Origin of the sequence: Limnobacter sp., from assembly GCF_043511195.1 — a bacterium.
GTDB lineage: Bacteria > Pseudomonadota > Gammaproteobacteria > Burkholderiales > Burkholderiaceae_B > Limnobacter.
On record NZ_CP121330.1, the window covers coordinates 993,901 to 1,008,424 of the forward strand.

Consider the following 14,524-nt stretch of genomic DNA (forward strand, 5'->3'; position numbering starts at 1 on the left):
ATGACTAAAGTGGCGTTAATTACCGGCGTAACCGGGCAAGATGGTTCGTACCTGGCTGAATTTTTGTTGAGCAAAGGCTATGAAGTGCATGGCATTAAGCGCCGTGCTTCGCTGTTCAACACCCAGCGCGTGGACCACATTTACGAAGACCCGCACGTAGAAAACGCCCGCTTTAAACTGCACTACGGCGATCTTACCGATTCTTCAAACCTGACCCGGATTATTCAACAAGTGCAACCCGACGAGGTTTACAACCTGGGTGCACAAAGCCATGTGGCGGTTAGCTTCGAGGCCCCTGAATACACGGCCGATGTTGACGCCATGGGCACGCTGCGCCTGCTGGAGGCGATCCGCTTTTTGGGCCTTGAAAAGAAAACCCGTTTTTACCAAGCCAGTACTTCCGAATTGTATGGTTTGGTGCAAGAAACTCCGCAAAAGGAAACTACACCCTTTTACCCGCGCAGCCCGTATGCAGTGGCAAAAATGTACGCCTACTGGATTACCGTGAACTACCGCGAAAGCTATGGCATGTATGCCTGCAACGGTATTTTGTTTAACCATGAAAGCCCGCGCCGTGGCGAAACCTTTGTAACCCGCAAAATTACGCGCGGCATGAGCAACATTGCGGTTGGCCTGGAACAGAGCCTGTATATGGGCAACATGGATTCTCTGCGCGACTGGGGCCACGCGAAAGACTATGTTGAAATGCAATGGCTGATGCTGCAGCAAGAAACCCCCGACGATTTTGTAATTGCCACCGGTGTGCAGTACAGCGTGCGTCAGTTTATTGAAATGACTGCGGGCGAGTTGGGTGTAACACTGCGCTGGGAAGGCAAGGGCGTGGATGAAAAAGGCATCGTGGTGAAGGTAGAAGGCGACAAGGCCCCTGCATTGAAAGAAGGCGATGTGGTGGTGCAGGTTGACCCACGTTACTTCCGCCCCGCGGAAGTTGAAACCCTGCTGGGTGACCCAACAAAAGCGCGCGAAAAGCTGGGTTGGGTGCCGCAAATAACGCTTCAGGAAATGGTGCAGGAAATGGTGGAAGTGGATTTGAACGCAGCACGCCAGCATGCATTGTTGAAGCAGCACGGTTACAGCGTTGCAGTGAGCCGCGAATGAACAAGGGTGCAAAAATTTATGTGGCAGGCCACAGGGGCATGGTGGGCAGCGCCATTGTGCGCCGCCTGAATGCCTTGGGTTACACCAACATTGTTGTGCGCACTCATGCTGAACTTGACCTGTGCAACCAGGCTGCGGTCAATGAATTTTTTGGAGCCGAGAAGCCCGATGCCGTTGTGCTGGCTGCAGCCAAAGTGGGTGGCATACACGCCAACAACACGTACCCGGCTGAATTTATTTTTCAGAACCTGATGATGCAATGCAATGTGCTGCAAGCCGCGCACGCCAGCAATTGCCAGCATTTGCTGTTTTTGGGTTCAAGCTGTATTTACCCCAAGTTGGCTGAACAGCCCATGACAGAAACTGCATTGCTAACCGGCACCTTGGAAAGCACCAACGAGCCTTACGCGGTTGCAAAAATTGCAGGCATTAAATTGTGCGAGAGTTACAACCGCCAATATGGCCGCAATTACCGCAGCGTAATGCCCACCAATTTGTACGGCGAGAACGACAACTTTCACCCCGAGAACAGCCATGTAATTCCCGCCATGATGCGTCGCTTTCATGAAGCCAAATTGCGTGGCGACACCGAGGTGGTGGTGTGGGGCACCGGCACGCCAATGCGCGAATTTTTATATGTCGACGACATGGCCGCAGCCAGTGTGCATGTGTTGCTACTGGATGAACAAACCTACAAGGCGAATACACAGCCGATGCTAAGCCACATCAATGTGGGCACAGGCGTTGATTGCACCATTCGCGAACTGGCCGAGACCATGCAACGTGTGGTGGGTTTTGAAGGTAAGTTGGTATTCGACACCACCAAGCCCGATGGCACGCCGCGCAAGTTGATGAACGTGGATCGTTTGAAAGATCTGGGTTGGCAGTACAACATTGATTTGGAAACCGGTTTGAAAAAAACCTACGACTGGTTTTTGAATAACGTGGAAGGACTAAGGCAGGTATGAACAACAGCAATCGAATTATCCCCGTGATTCTGTGCGGCGGCGCAGGCACCCGCTTGTGGCCTTTGTCGCGCAAGAACTTTCCGAAACCATTTTTGAAAGTGGGCGCAGAAAGCCTGATTGCGCAAACCGTGCGGCGTGCCGCGGCGGTGGTGAAAGCTGCGACATCAGAAGACATTTTGCTGGTGAGCAATGAAAGCTATCAATTCCTGCTGCAAGACGAATGCATGCCCGTGCTACAAAGCGAAGGCGGCAGCATCATGGCTTTGCACCAGTTGCTGGAACCACAAGGCCGCAACACGGCACCCGCCATTGCTTTGGCAGCACAGTGGGCACAGGCGCGTTACCCCGGCGAGAACCCGGTGTTGCTGGTGTTGCCTGCTGACCATTTAATTAACCCGGTTGCCGAGTTTGTGCGTGTTGCACAGCAGGCGGTGGCAGCTGCCCGCAAGGGTTGGCTAACCTGCTTTGGTATTACACCCAGCACGCCTGAAACCGGCTTTGGTTACATTCAGCAAGGCGCACCGGTAGATGAAATTAACGGCGCATTTGCGGTGCAGCGTTTTGTTGAAAAACCCAAGCTGGAGGTGGCCATGGAGTACTTGGCCAGCGGCCAATATGTGTGGAACGGTGGCATGTTTGCCCTGCGCACAAGCGACCTGTTGCAGGCTTTGGAAAAAAATGAGCCCGCCGTAGCCACCCAAGCACAAACCGTGTGGGCAGGTGCGAAGGAAAGTAAAAATGCCAAGGCCAGCGGCAGTGTGTTTACGTTTAACAAAGACGAATTTGCGAAACTGCCCGACATCAGCATTGACTACGCTGTGATGGAAAAAGCCAGCAATGTGGCTGTGGTGGCAGCCAGTTTTCAGTGGAGCGACATTGGCAGTTGGGCCGCGCTGGCCGAGCAATGCACACCCGATACCCAAGGCAACACGGTTCAAAAGGAAGGCGAAGGTCAGCTGATTTCAATCGACAGCAACAACACGCATGTGCGCTTGGGCAACCGTGCTGTAGCCACTTTGGGTGTTGAGAATTTGCTGATCGTAGACACGCCCGACGCATTGCTGGTGGCCGACAAAAGCCGCCACCAAGATGTTAAAAGAGTAGTTGAAACCTTGAAGGCGCAAGGCAGCGAGCTGGTGAATTTTCACCCCACAGTGCACCGCCCTTGGGGCACCTACACAGTGCTGGAAGATTCCACGGGCTACAAAATCAAACGCATTGAAGTAAAGCCGGGCGCATCGCTTAGCTTGCAAATGCACCACCACCGCAGCGAGCACTGGATCGTGGTCAGCGGCACGGCTGAAGTCACCAATGGCGACAATGTGTTTTTGGTGCGCAAGAATGAATCAACCTACATACCCGCGGGCAACAAACACCGCTTGGTGAACCCGGGTGTGTTGAACCTGGTAATGATCGAGGTGCAAAGCGGCGACTACCTGGAAGAAGACGACATTGTGCGCTTCGATGACGTGTATGGGCGGGCTTGAATTACAATCAAACGAAAAACATGGGAACCGAACGCGTATGGAACGTTTGAATGAAAGGTCTGCTGATTTTCTGAAAGCCAGTCAAAGGTTGTCTGAGGCTTGCGCGCAACCCCTGGATTCATTTATTCGCGACTCGGTTATTCAGCGCTTCGAGTTTTGTTGGGAGCTTGCGTGGAAAACATTGAAGCTTCGGCTTGAAATGTTGGGAATTGTGGCTTTGAATCCTCGAGATGTATTCAAGGAGGCCTTGGTGGCCGGGTTGATACATGATGGAAACGCATGGAGCGAAGCCCAACGAATGAGGAATCTGTCTAGCCATACTTATGATGAAAAATTGGCCGATCAGGTATATGGGTTTGTGAAAAATCGCGGCGACCTGTTGTTTCAGGAATTGGCCAATGAAGTGCGGCAATGGGGTAGGGCCGAGCGATGAAGTATGGTCTTTCCGTTCAGGTGATTGATCAGCTCAGGGCCGTATTTAGCCGCTATCCCGACATAAAGCTGGTGTATTTATTCGGCTCACGTGCGGCAGGAAATTTCAGGGACGGAAGCGATATAGACCTGGCAGTTCTTGCGCCTACCATGACCGAATCGGCTTTCACTGCCCTGTGGAACGAGATCGATTCGCTGCCGCTGGTTTTCAAGGTGGATTGCATTCACTTTGAGCAATTGGAAAATGCAGCCTTAAAACAAAAAATTCTCGATAGCGGTGTTAGGTTTTATCCAGCCTGATTTTCCAACTCTGGCATTTAACTTGACATCAACTCACTCAAGGTAGTGCGCAGCTGAACCCCACTCAGCGGTTTGTGCAAAATCTGGAAGCCAGAACTTCTGGCCTCTTGAATTCGACTGGGTGCGGTATCGCCAGTCAATATTACAGCGGGTACATTGCCTAGCTGTGCCTGTAATGCCTTGATCGCCTGCACGCCAGTGCTTTTGTTGCGCAGGCGGTAGTCGGCCACAATGGCGTCGGGCATGCGGCCACGCGCCATTAAAATGCGCAGGGCAGTTTCAGCGTCTTCGGCGGCAATGGTTGAGCAGTGCCAACGGCTTAGCATTTCGGTCACGCTGGCGCGCACCAAATCATCATCGTCAATCAACAGCACGGTTTTACCGGTCAGCGGTGTTTTGTTGCTGGCCAGTGTGCGGCCAGGTTCGTCGAGCAGGTGGTTGGCATCGCCTTGGGGCACTGTGACGTAAAACATCGAGCCCTTGTCCACGGTGGAATTCACGCCAATGTCGTGGCTCAGCAATTTGCCCAGGCTGTGGGCAATGTACAAGCCCAGCCCCAGGCCTTTGGCCTTGTCGCGCTCGTGGTTGCCCAATTGGTAAAACTCTTGAAATACGGTTTCTTGTGCGCTGGCGGGTATGCCAATGCCGGTGTCGTGTACCTCGATCCGAATGTGCGTTCCTTTGGTTCGGCAACCCACCAACACGCGACCTTCGGGCGTGTACTTGATTGCATTTTCAATGTAGTTGCGAATGATCAGCTCGAGCAAGGCGGGGTCGGTGTAGGCGCAGGCCTTGGTTTTTGCCACGCGAAGATCCAGCCTTTTGTGTTGCGCTTGGGTGGACAGTTCATTGCAAATACGTTTCAGCAAAGGTGCCAGCTGAACGTGGCGCGGCTTGGCAGTAATGGCGGCTGCGTTTATTTTTGCAGAATCAAGCAAGGCATTGAGCAAGTTGCGCAGGCCGTGGCCTGCCTCTTGAATTCTGTCCAGCAAACCTTTGCTGGGGTGGTTGGCCAGGTCTTCGCCAAGTGCATCAACCAAAAGCTCAATGGCTTGCACGGGTTGCCGCAGGTCGTGGCTGGCTGCCGCCAGAAAGCGGGTTTTGGCGATGCTGGCTTGCTCGGCCACGCGTTTTTGCAAAGTGAGTTCGCTGATTAATTCTGCGTTTTGAAACCGCAGGCGAATCGATTGAATCACCATGTTTTGCAAGTTGCGGCCGTAGTGAATATTGATCAGCACATACACAAAGGCCACGCTGCCAAGTACCCAGAAAAAGGGTGTGTTTTCCCAAAAGCAACGCGCAATGAATGGCAGCGAGGCAGGCAGTGCAAATGCCATGTACGCAGGGGTGTAGCAAGCATGGGAAGACACGGCACCGGCCACCATGGCTGCGATGAAAATGGTCAATGCCATAAGTGCCATGGGTTCGGTTGAAAAAAACACGACCCCCGCAAACCCCCACAAAATGCCCGACGCGGCTGTGAACTGAATGGCCACGTTGACCCAGTATTTGGGATCGAAATGAGCACCAAGTTTGTTGAAGTGCCTGCGCACCCACCAGCGCAAACCGGTCAGCAGGTAAACCGCCAACAACCACAGCAACAATGCGCTGCCTTGGCCGGTGTGCCACAGCACGGCAACCAGGCCAGCCGACGAAGCCAATACCCCGTACAACACGAAGGGCAAGTGTTCAAATAAAAGCTTGGTTTGCTCGCGCAAAATGGAGAGTTGGTGCGGGTCTTCGGGTTTCATAAATAATGCAATAAGTAGTTAGCACTAAGCATAAGTGGTGAAGTGCGCGGCGTGCAATGTCTAAATGGGTGACCCCCGGTTTTTGTAACCCAAATTGTGGCTTCTCACCTGCCAAGGTTTCCACGTATGTTGGGTGCCCCACACCAACCAACTGCACCGGAGGTTTGTTTGCTTCTACTTATTCCACGCCTTGCTGTGTGCATGGCAATACTGTTGACTGCTGCGTGCGCAAGCAAAACGCCCTTGCAAGCCGAGGGCCTTGCCACCACGGGCAAGCAGTACACCAGCACTTTGAAAAAGGTCAACGGTTTTGCACTGGCGCACACCCTTGAGTTCACCGCTGATTTGTTGCCCAACTTGCCACGCGACAACACAACCTTGGTGCAACACACCGAGACCATGCAGAAACGAGCCGCCTTGTTGCACGCCGCAGGCGATTACCTGGATACGCAGGCCCTTTACTTTGCCGAGCTAAGTGCACTGGCCAAAGGCGACACCAGCACCGGCACCACGCGTGCGCTGAAAAAGCTGGTGGAGGCCTTGAACAAGTCACCTGACTTGGGCGGCATACCGAGAGTACAAAAAGATGCCTTGGCTGGTTTGGCCGGGCATGTGGCCAGCTGGAAGCATGGTGCACAAGTGCGCGAAGAATTACAGCGCAGTGCCGAACCAGTAGCGCAAGCACTGTTGTTGAACCAGCTGATTCTGGAAGAACAGATTCAGTGGATTACCCAGCGCGAGACCTTGGCGCGCCAGGTGGAATACCGCGAGAAAGTATTGAAGCCTTTTTTGGGCGACAAGAAGTTGGGTGAAACATGGAAAAAAGCCTGGATGGAAAATATTAAAAAGCCACCCACCATTGAGCTGCTGGAACAAGCGAAAGCCGCCAGCATCGACATGCAACAGGCTTGGGTGAATGTGCTGCGCGGCGAAGGAAGTTTTGAGCATTTGCAGGGCGTTTTTGATCAACTCAATTCAAATATTCAGGCAGCCACCACCCATGAGCCCAACCCCCATGAACCCCGATGATTTCAAGTTGATGCAGCACAATGTGCATGCCGTATTTTCTGCCTTGTATTTGATCGATGTAGACCACTTGAGTAGCGATGAGCGCAAACAGCATCAATATGCTTTGGCCGCTGCCTACCTGGCCTATGTGAATGCCGAGAATACAAAGTTTGATGAATTAAGCAGCAGCGCAAAAGGCGAGCTGGCCGAATTAAACGGGCAAGTAATCCGCATGCGTGAAGGTGTGGCGGGGCTGGCCACGCCCACCGAAAAACTGGGCGTGTTGGCCAAGGGGCTGGATGCCTTGGCGCGGTTGGCGCAAACCCTGCAAATTCCGTAAACTGGCGGTAGAACAACAAACGCAGGTTAAAAAATGAACCGCAAAGGCATTGTGTTGGCAGGTGGGCAAGCCACCCGCTTGTACCCGGCCACTGCCGCTGTCGGCAAGCAACTGCTGCCAGTTTACGACAAGCCCATGATTTACTACCCGCTGAGCACCCTGATGTTGGCTGGTGTGCGCGAGGTGCTGGTGATTTCAACCCCACACGACACCCCTCGGTTTGAGCAGTTACTGGGCGATGGCAGCCGTTGGGGCATGCGAATAGACTATGCCGTGCAAGCCAGGCCCGGCGGGGTGGCGCAATCGCTGATTGTGGCCGAGCCCTTCTTGCAGGCCGAGCCCTGTGCCTTGGTGTTGGGCGACAATTTGTTTTATGGCCAAAACCTGGTGCGCCAAATGCGCTATGCCTATGGGCAGAAGAAAGGTGCCACCGTGTTTGCCTATTCGGTGGCCAACCCGCAAGCCTATGGTGTGCTCGAACTGAACAGCGAAGGCACTGTAATTGGTGTGGAAGAAAAGCCCGCACAGCCAAAAAGTAAACAGGCAGTAACCGGCTTGTATTTTTTTGATGGGCAGGCCGCTGAAATTGCGAAAGGCCTAAGCCCATCGGCACGCGGTGAGCTGGAAATTACCGATGTGATTCGAACTTACTTGACCATGGGGCAACTTGAAGTGCAGCACATGGGGCGCGGCCAGGCCTGGCTAGACACCGGCACGGCAGACAGCCTGTTGGATGCTGCCAATTTCATTCAAACCATTGAGCGCAGGCAAGGCCTGAAGGTAAGTTGCCCCGAAGAAATTGCATGGCGCAACCAGTGGATTACTTCTGCGCAATTGGCTGCGCTGGCAAAACCACTTCGCAACAGCGGCTATGGCGACTATCTGCTCGGCTTGCTTGTGGCGGGGGGTTGAACAACTTCGTAACTTGCTCGAATGATTTTCTGAAATTCGGGCGAAATGCTGTGCCAGTCGACTAAATCGACTTTCCAGGGTAAATCAGATTCTGAAAAGGCTTCTGCCAAACTGGCACGGGTGTCCAAGGGAATTGGTTTGTTGTCGACCAAGGCCAAGTCCAGGTCTGAAAAGGGTTTTGGATTGCCCTTAACCCTTGAGCCAAAGGCCCACACTTCACAATGCGGCACTATCTCGCTGAGAATTGTTTGAACCAAGGCAAGCTCTTTGTCTTGTAGTTTCAATTGTTCCTCGAGTGAAGTTGCGCATTCAGAAATTTGGCTTCTTGCAAGAAGGCAGGAATTTCGGCCACAACCTGCAAAGCCACCGATTCGTCATAGGTGTGGCTGGTTCTTGCGCGCGTTTCCCGGTACTTTTTCCATTGTGTCCAGTCGCTCAGAAGCAGGCCTTGTTCATTGCCCGTGCGGATTAGGTCTTGGAACGCCAACTCATCAATTTCGGCTGGGTTGGGTGATGTGGATTCCAGAAACCGTTTCAGCATTTTATGGCCAAGCTCGTAGGTAAATTCGAAGCGTTGAATCAAGCCATCCCGAATTTGGGTGTCAGTAATGTCTTTCTCATAGCGCTGAATACCTTCATCGAGTCGAAGTATGGCATTGTCGAAGGAGCTGAGTTCTAGGATCATTCTGGAATTATCTATTGGTGATACACATGAATTGTAACCTTACCCCTTTAAACGGTTTATTGCTTTTAACGCCTGCGGTGTACACCGATGCCCGCGGCCATTTCTTTGAAAGCTTCAATGCGAAAACATTCAAACAGGTGGCTGGTATTCAGCCCGAGTTTGTACAAACCAATGAGTCGCTGTCAAAGCGTGGTGTGTTGCGTGGTTTGCATTGGCAAACGGCACCCAAGGCGCAAGGCAAACTGGTGCGGGTTGTGCATGGTGCGGTGTTTGATGTGGCCGTGGACCTTCGCGAGAATTCGGAAACATTTGGCCAGTGGTATGGCTGTGAATTAAGCGATGCCAACCATGTGCAGTTGTGGATACCGCCCGGGTTTGCGCATGGCTTTTTGGCGTTGACGGATACCGCCATTACCAGTTACCAGGTTACCGAACACCACAGTCCGGAACATGAACACTGCATGGCTTGGAACGACCCAGTGTTGAATATTGAATGGCCTTTGAAACAGGCCGGTGTGGTAAAGCCAACCCTGTCGCCGAAAGACGAACAGGGTGTGGCGTTTACAAGTTTGCGCTAGTTACAAATCGACGCTGACAATGGCCTTGATGGTTCGCGGTGTGCCCACGCCAATCAAGCCGTTGCCTGCAGTGCTGTAGTAGTTTTTGTCGGTGGGGTTGTCTACCACCAACTGGAACTGCGTGGGTGTGCTGCCAATTACAGTTGCATAACGCACGCCCAGCGAGGCCACGGTGTAGCCGCCGATGAATGCCTGGTTCTGGTCATTCACAGCACGTTCGCCGGTGTAGTACAGGCCACCGTTGAAGCTTAAGCCGGGCACGCTGATCAGGCGATATTCCGCAAACAGGCTGGCGGTTTTCTCGGCGGTGTTTTCAGGGACCTTTCCAACTGTGGCCGGGTTGCCGTCGTTTTGTAGTTCAGCGTCCATCAGCAGGGCCGATGCTGCAATTGAAAGCTGCTTGCTCAGCTCGCCAGTCCAGGCCATTTCGAACCCGCTGTAGTTGGCTTTGCCGTTCAGGCCAAACACCATTGTGTTCGGGTCTTCAAAAGTCGAGGCACGATCAATGTCGAAGTAGGCAATTTGCGCCAAACTGTTTTGACCGATCTTGAATTTTGCACCCACTTCGCGTTGCTCGGATTTTGCCGGGTCGAGCAACTGAAATGCATTGGCAGAACTGGCGGGTGCCTGGCCCGATTCTTCCAAACCTTCCACATAGCTGGCGTACAGCGACAAGTCCTGGTGGGGCTTGTACATGACTGCAAAGGAGGGCGTGGTTTCTTGCGCGTTGTACAGGCGCACAGTGCGTGTGCCATCGGCGGCAACTCTCAGGTCTTCGGTGCGGTAGTCGCCTCGGCGAAGGCCCGCCAGCACTTGCCACTGTTCATTTAACTGCATGCGGTCGAACACATACAGGCCTTGGTCATCAATGGTGACTGCCGAGTACGCACCTGTGAATGACACGTTTTGTGGGGCTATGTCGCGTGGGTTGTATAGGTTTTGACTGAAAATGCTTTGCGGCGCGGTTACACCCGGTGTGTTGCTGGTGCGGCTGTTGGTGGTGTAGCCAAACGACAGGTTGTGCTTGATCGAGCCGGTGGCCAATTCACCGTAAATTTCACCCCGGTAGTTGGTGTTGTCGAACTGTTGATTGCGGCTGTAGAAGATTTGCAGTTCACCTTCGCCGGTGTTCAGGTCGTAGTTTTGAAAGCGTGAAAATGCGCGGTCGCGAGTGGTTTCAGCGTAACCGGCTTCAAACAACACGCCCCAGGAATCGCTGAGTACATAGTCCACACGCGCCAGGTAGTTTTGTGCGTTGGCGTCGTATTGCTGCCATTCACCGGCCAGGTTGGTTTTGTTGTCGGGCACGGGGGGCAAAGTAACGCTGCCGTTGACCGCAGGCAGCAAACGGATCGAGGCTTGTTCGCTGACCGATTTTTCGTAATGCTCAACATCGAATCGAAAGCTGAGGCGATCTGTAATTTTCCAGTCGTAAGCGATGCTGGCCAATTCGCGTTCGCCACTGTATTTGTTCACGCCAATGTCTTCAGAACCCTTGACCAGGTTTACCCGCAGGCCCTGGTTGTCGTTCTCGCCAAACTTGCGGCCCCAGTCCAGGTGCGTGGTTGCCGCACCGTATTCATTCACGCTTTGGTTCAGGCTTAACACGGGTTTGTTGCCAGCGCGTTTGGTCACCAAATTCACCACGCCCGAGGGTGGAATAAAACCGTAGTACAGCGATGAAGCGCCCTTGAGCACTTCAACCTGTTGCTTGTTCTCTAGCGGTACATCGACCAGGTTGATGATGGGCAGCGAGCCGTTTAAACGGTAGTTGCCACGGTTTTCAACCAGAATGCCGCGAATGGCAATGTTGTCATAAGTCGATCCGTTCAATTGCGAACGGGTAACACCTGCCGTGTTGCGCAGTGCGCCAAACAGGGTGGTGGCCGATTGTGCGTCGAGCACTTCGCGGGTGACCGAATTAACCGTAAGTGGTACGTCAATGGGGGCCGAGTCACGGAAGGTGCCAACCTGCACGGCGCTGCTGGAATAGCTGCCTTGTTCGCGGGCTTGTACTTCCACTTCTTGAAGTTCGGTGTTGTTTTGTGCCAGGGCGGTGGCTGGCAGGCCCAAGCTGAGCAGGGCCAATGCGATGGGTTTGAGTTTCATGATGATTGCTGTGATGGATTTTATTTTATGAAGGTAAGATACTAAACGATAATGACTCGTATTACTAATATCAATAGCACAAACCGTTGTTTCTCCTGCGCTTTCCAGGGTTTAGAATGTGGCCTGTGCCTTACTTTGAAGAATACAAAACCATGGCCCAGTGGTATGTGATGTACACCAAGCCCCGCCAGGAGTCTGTGGCGCTTGAAAACCTGCAACGCCAGAATTACTCCGTTTTTTTTCCGCAAGCCCGCGTGCAAAAACGCAAGGCGGGGCAGGGCAGCGTGCAGGTGGTCGAACCCCTGTTTCCCCGCTATATGTTTGTCAATCTCGAAGTGGGGGTGGATGATTTTTCCAAGCTGCGTTCAACCAAGGGTTGCATGGATTTGGTGAAGTTTGGCGGTAAACCCGCCATTGTGCCGCTTGAGCTGATAGGGCTGATTCAAGGCCAGGTCGATGGTGACTTTGTGCTCGATTTGCTGGCGCTTAACAGGCTGGAAGTGGGCGGCGAAGTGCGCGTGGCCGAGGGCCCGTTCGAGGGCATGATGGGAAAAATTGCGGGGCAGAAAAGCGATCAGCGAGTGATCGTGTTGCTGAATTTTTTGGGTGCGGAACGAAGCGTGGAGCTGGCCCGCAGTCAGCTGGACAAGGCCTGAGTTTCACCTAGCACAGACTTCAGCTTGTTCAGGAAGTATTCGGGTTGGACTGGCTTGAGCATCCAGCCTTGAACGCCCAATAGTTTGGCTTCGGTCACCAGGCCTTTGCCCGCCAAAGCGCTCATGACAATGATGGGCGTGTGCTTGGCCACTTGACGCACACGGCTGCAGAATTCGAGTCCGCTGATTCCGGGCATGTCGATGTCGGTTACGATGAGGTCGGGTATGCCATGGTCAACCATGTATTGCAAGCCTTCCTCGGCGCTCGCTACGGTTTGTGCTTCAAACCCCGCTTGGCGAATAACTTCCGCATAAACACTGCGAATGGATCGTGCGTCGTCGAGCAACAAGACTGTTTTCATACTGACTTTCCATTTTTCTACGCGGAGTAGAAATGTTAAATCAGTATGGGGTATAAAAGACAACTTTTAACGATAATTAACCCTTATCGTCTTCGGACTTATTTGGTGCGGTTCCAGTCGTTGACACAACCCACTTGCACCGTGTTTCGGGGTACTGGGCCAGTTTGACTCAGGGTGCGGTTTTCGCCCGGCATAATGTAAAGCTCGGTCATTTGAGCGCCCACAAGCACGCGACAACGCTTGGGGTGTTCTTTGTGCTGGTTCTCGATGTAGATCACGGTTTCTTCGCAAGACTGTGTCACCTTGGCCTTGGTGGAGCCGTCGGAGAGGTCTTGCTCTTGCTTGCCTTCGATGTTGCACATGGTGGCCGAGGTGCTGCTGTTTTCGGCTGCCTTGTCGTTGTTCGGCGCTGGTACTACAGCCACGCACGCGGCGGCAAGTGAAGAGACCACGGCAATCAAGCCGAAGCGTGTAAGTAGTTTTCCATTGATAGTCATGTTCTGTCCTTGATAAATTAAAGGCGGGCTGCTGCCTGTGATAATTGAAATACTGCGCCGCGCACAATTGGCATTGTGACTTATTGTGTATTTTTTTAATTCAGGTTTTATTCTAAGCAATTTACTGACCAATCATGACTTTACTTGTTACAGGTTCTGCAGGTTTTATCGGCTCGTGTTATGTACGACAACATTTTGAGCGCAGCAGCGAGCCTGTAATCAGCCTGGATGCGTTGACCTATGCGGGCCACTTAAGCACGCTAGGCCCGGTGTTGAACCGGCCGGAACATACCTTTGTGCATGCATCGATTGGTGATATTGACAGTGTGCGGGAAATTTTTTCGCGACACAAACCCAGAGCCATATTGAACTTTGCGGCTGAAAGCCATGTGGACCGGTCCATTTTGGGGCCGGGCGCCTTTATTGAAACCAATGTGGTGGGCACCTACCGATTACTGGAGTGCGCACGTGAATACTGGAATGGCTTGGACGGCGAGGCGAAAAATGAGTTTCGCTTTTTGCATGTAAGCACCGACGAGGTGTATGGCACCTTGGGGCCGGAAGATGCGCCCTTTGCTGAAACCACGCGCTATGAGCCCAACAGCCCTTACTCGGCCAGCAAGGCCGCCAGCGACCATTTGGTGCGCGCCTGGCACCACACTTACGGTTTACCGGTGTTGACCACCAATTGCAGCAACAATTACGGGCCTTATCACTTTCCGGAAAAGCTCATCCCTTTGTGCATCATGAATGCGCTGAACGGCAAGCAACTGCCAGTGTATGGCGATGGCCAACAAATTCGCGACTGGCTGTTTGTTGAAGACCACACGCGTGGCATTCGCGCTGTGCTTGAGCAGGGCAAACTTGGCGAAACTTACAACATTGGTGGCTGGAACGAGAAGGCCAACCTGGATGTGGTGAAGTTGATTTGTGCTTTGCTGGATGAACTGAAACCGCGTGCGGATGGTGTTTCCTATGCAACGCAAATTGCGTTTGTGACAGACCGCCCCGGCCACGATCGCCGCTACGCAATTGATGCACGAAAAATTGAGCGCGAGTTGGGTTGGAGGCCAGCTGAAACATTCGAAACCGGGATTCGGAAAACCGTGCAGTGGTATTTGGCGAACCAGGCTTGGGTTGCCGAGGTGACCGCAGAACGGTGATTTTTGAGCTGAACTTGAAGGGGCACGGCGGTGGTTTCTTGCTCACTCGGCATGGGTTACTTGTTTCGCACTGAAAACCGCTGAGTCCCTTTTTGAATTTATTCTTGCTCACCGAGCTCGGCAAAAGGGCGGGCCGAGTCGCGGTGTCGGCTTGAAG

Annotated in this window: 17 protein-coding genes; 11 read left to right on the plus strand and 6 right to left on the minus strand. The window is 53.0% G+C overall.

What is annotated here, in order from left to right; all coding sequences use genetic code 11:
• From gmd to P0D43_RS04805, 5 genes are read left to right on the plus strand one after another with little or no spacing between them, the layout of a single operon-like run.
• A complete protein-coding gene (gene gmd, locus P0D43_RS04785; protein WP_394673392.1) occupies positions 1-1,119 on the plus strand; it encodes a GDP-mannose 4,6-dehydratase in 1,119 nt (372 codons plus the stop codon).
• The gene (locus P0D43_RS04790; RefSeq protein ID WP_394673393.1) at positions 1,116-2,087 is read left to right on the plus strand and encodes a GDP-L-fucose synthase family protein; all 972 of its coding nucleotides are present in this window, start codon (positions 1,116-1,118) and stop codon (positions 2,085-2,087) included. The genes gmd and P0D43_RS04790 overlap by 4 nt, the downstream gene beginning before the upstream one ends.
• Positions 2,084-3,574, plus strand: coding sequence for a mannose-1-phosphate guanylyltransferase/mannose-6-phosphate isomerase (locus P0D43_RS04795; RefSeq protein WP_394673394.1), 1,491 nt, complete (start codon positions 2,084-2,086; stop codon positions 3,572-3,574). Before P0D43_RS04790 ends, P0D43_RS04795 begins: the two co-directional genes overlap by 4 nt.
• A gap of 37 nt (positions 3,575-3,611) precedes the next feature.
• On the plus strand, positions 3,612-4,007 hold the full coding sequence (locus tag P0D43_RS04800) for an HI0074 family nucleotidyltransferase substrate-binding subunit (RefSeq protein ID WP_159568109.1): 396 nt from the start codon (positions 3,612-3,614) through the stop codon (positions 4,005-4,007).
• A complete protein-coding gene (locus P0D43_RS04805; RefSeq protein WP_341238080.1) occupies positions 4,004-4,306 on the plus strand; it encodes a nucleotidyltransferase domain-containing protein in 303 nt (100 codons plus the stop codon). The genes P0D43_RS04800 and P0D43_RS04805 overlap by 4 nt, the downstream gene beginning before the upstream one ends.
• A 17-nt stretch (positions 4,307-4,323) precedes the next feature.
• On the opposite strand, the gene P0D43_RS04810 is transcribed toward P0D43_RS04805, so the two are convergent.
• Positions 4,324-6,057 carry a hybrid sensor histidine kinase/response regulator gene (locus P0D43_RS04810; RefSeq protein WP_394673395.1) on the minus strand — a complete coding sequence of 578 codons (1,734 nt, stop codon included), beginning with the start codon at positions 6,055-6,057 and terminating at the stop codon, positions 4,324-4,326.
• Between the two features lie 168 nt (positions 6,058-6,225).
• Here P0D43_RS04810 and P0D43_RS04815 point away from each other — a divergent pair, with 168 nt between their 5' ends.
• The 3 genes from P0D43_RS04815 to rfbA are packed head-to-tail and all read left to right on the plus strand — an operon-like array spanning position 6,226 to position 8,317.
• A complete protein-coding gene (locus tag P0D43_RS04815; protein WP_394673396.1) occupies positions 6,226-7,086 on the plus strand; it encodes a hypothetical protein in 861 nt (286 codons plus the stop codon).
• Positions 7,058-7,405 (plus strand): hypothetical protein, encoded by a 348-nt coding sequence (locus P0D43_RS04820; RefSeq protein WP_341238077.1) that lies wholly within the window; start codon positions 7,058-7,060, stop codon positions 7,403-7,405. The genes P0D43_RS04815 and P0D43_RS04820 overlap by 29 nt, the downstream gene beginning before the upstream one ends.
• A gap of 33 nt (positions 7,406-7,438) precedes the next feature.
• Positions 7,439-8,317 (plus strand): glucose-1-phosphate thymidylyltransferase RfbA, encoded by an 879-nt coding sequence (rfbA, locus tag P0D43_RS04825; protein WP_394673397.1) that lies wholly within the window; start codon positions 7,439-7,441, stop codon positions 8,315-8,317.
• Here rfbA and P0D43_RS04830 read toward each other — a convergent pair.
• Both P0D43_RS04830 and P0D43_RS04835 read right to left on the minus strand, forming a co-directional pair.
• Positions 8,284-8,601 carry a nucleotidyltransferase family protein gene (locus tag P0D43_RS04830; protein WP_394673398.1) on the minus strand — a complete coding sequence of 106 codons (318 nt, stop codon included), beginning with the start codon at positions 8,599-8,601 and terminating at the stop codon, positions 8,284-8,286. The two genes, rfbA and P0D43_RS04830, sit on opposite strands and share 34 nt — an antisense overlap.
• Complete coding sequence (locus P0D43_RS04835; RefSeq protein ID WP_394673399.1) at positions 8,598-9,002, minus strand: nucleotidyltransferase substrate binding protein; 405 nt, start codon at positions 9,000-9,002, stop codon at positions 8,598-8,600. Before P0D43_RS04835 ends, P0D43_RS04830 begins: the two co-directional genes overlap by 4 nt.
• A gap of 26 nt (positions 9,003-9,028) precedes the next feature.
• On the opposite strand from P0D43_RS04835, the gene rfbC reads away from it, so the two are divergent.
• Positions 9,029-9,580 carry a dTDP-4-dehydrorhamnose 3,5-epimerase gene (gene rfbC / locus P0D43_RS04840; RefSeq protein WP_394673400.1) on the plus strand — a complete coding sequence of 184 codons (552 nt, stop codon included), beginning with the start codon at positions 9,029-9,031 and terminating at the stop codon, positions 9,578-9,580.
• Here rfbC and P0D43_RS04845 read toward each other — a convergent pair whose 3' ends face one another.
• Positions 9,581-11,689: a TonB-dependent siderophore receptor gene (locus tag P0D43_RS04845; RefSeq protein ID WP_394673401.1), complete on the minus strand. Its 2,109-nt coding sequence runs from the start codon at positions 11,687-11,689 to the stop codon at positions 9,581-9,583.
• Positions 11,690-11,805: 116 nt separating this feature from the next.
• On the opposite strand from P0D43_RS04845, the gene P0D43_RS04850 reads away from it, so the two are divergent.
• The gene (locus tag P0D43_RS04850; protein WP_394673402.1) at positions 11,806-12,345 is read left to right on the plus strand and encodes a transcriptional activator RfaH; all 540 of its coding nucleotides are present in this window, start codon (positions 11,806-11,808) and stop codon (positions 12,343-12,345) included.
• Here P0D43_RS04850 and P0D43_RS04855 read toward each other — a convergent pair.
• Both P0D43_RS04855 and P0D43_RS04860 read right to left on the minus strand, forming a co-directional pair.
• Positions 12,327-12,707 (minus strand): response regulator, encoded by a 381-nt coding sequence (locus P0D43_RS04855; protein ID WP_394673403.1) that lies wholly within the window; start codon positions 12,705-12,707, stop codon positions 12,327-12,329. The two genes, P0D43_RS04850 and P0D43_RS04855, sit on opposite strands and share 19 nt — an antisense overlap.
• Before the next feature lie 98 nt (positions 12,708-12,805).
• Positions 12,806-13,204: a hypothetical protein gene (locus P0D43_RS04860; RefSeq protein ID WP_394673404.1), complete on the minus strand. Its 399-nt coding sequence runs from the start codon at positions 13,202-13,204 to the stop codon at positions 12,806-12,808.
• A 134-nt stretch (positions 13,205-13,338) separates the two neighbouring features.
• Between P0D43_RS04860 and rfbB the strand changes: the two genes are divergently transcribed.
• Positions 13,339-14,367: a dTDP-glucose 4,6-dehydratase gene (gene rfbB / locus P0D43_RS04865; protein ID WP_394673405.1), complete on the plus strand. Its 1,029-nt coding sequence runs from the start codon at positions 13,339-13,341 to the stop codon at positions 14,365-14,367.
• The last annotated feature ends 157 nt before the right edge of the window (positions 14,368-14,524 follow it).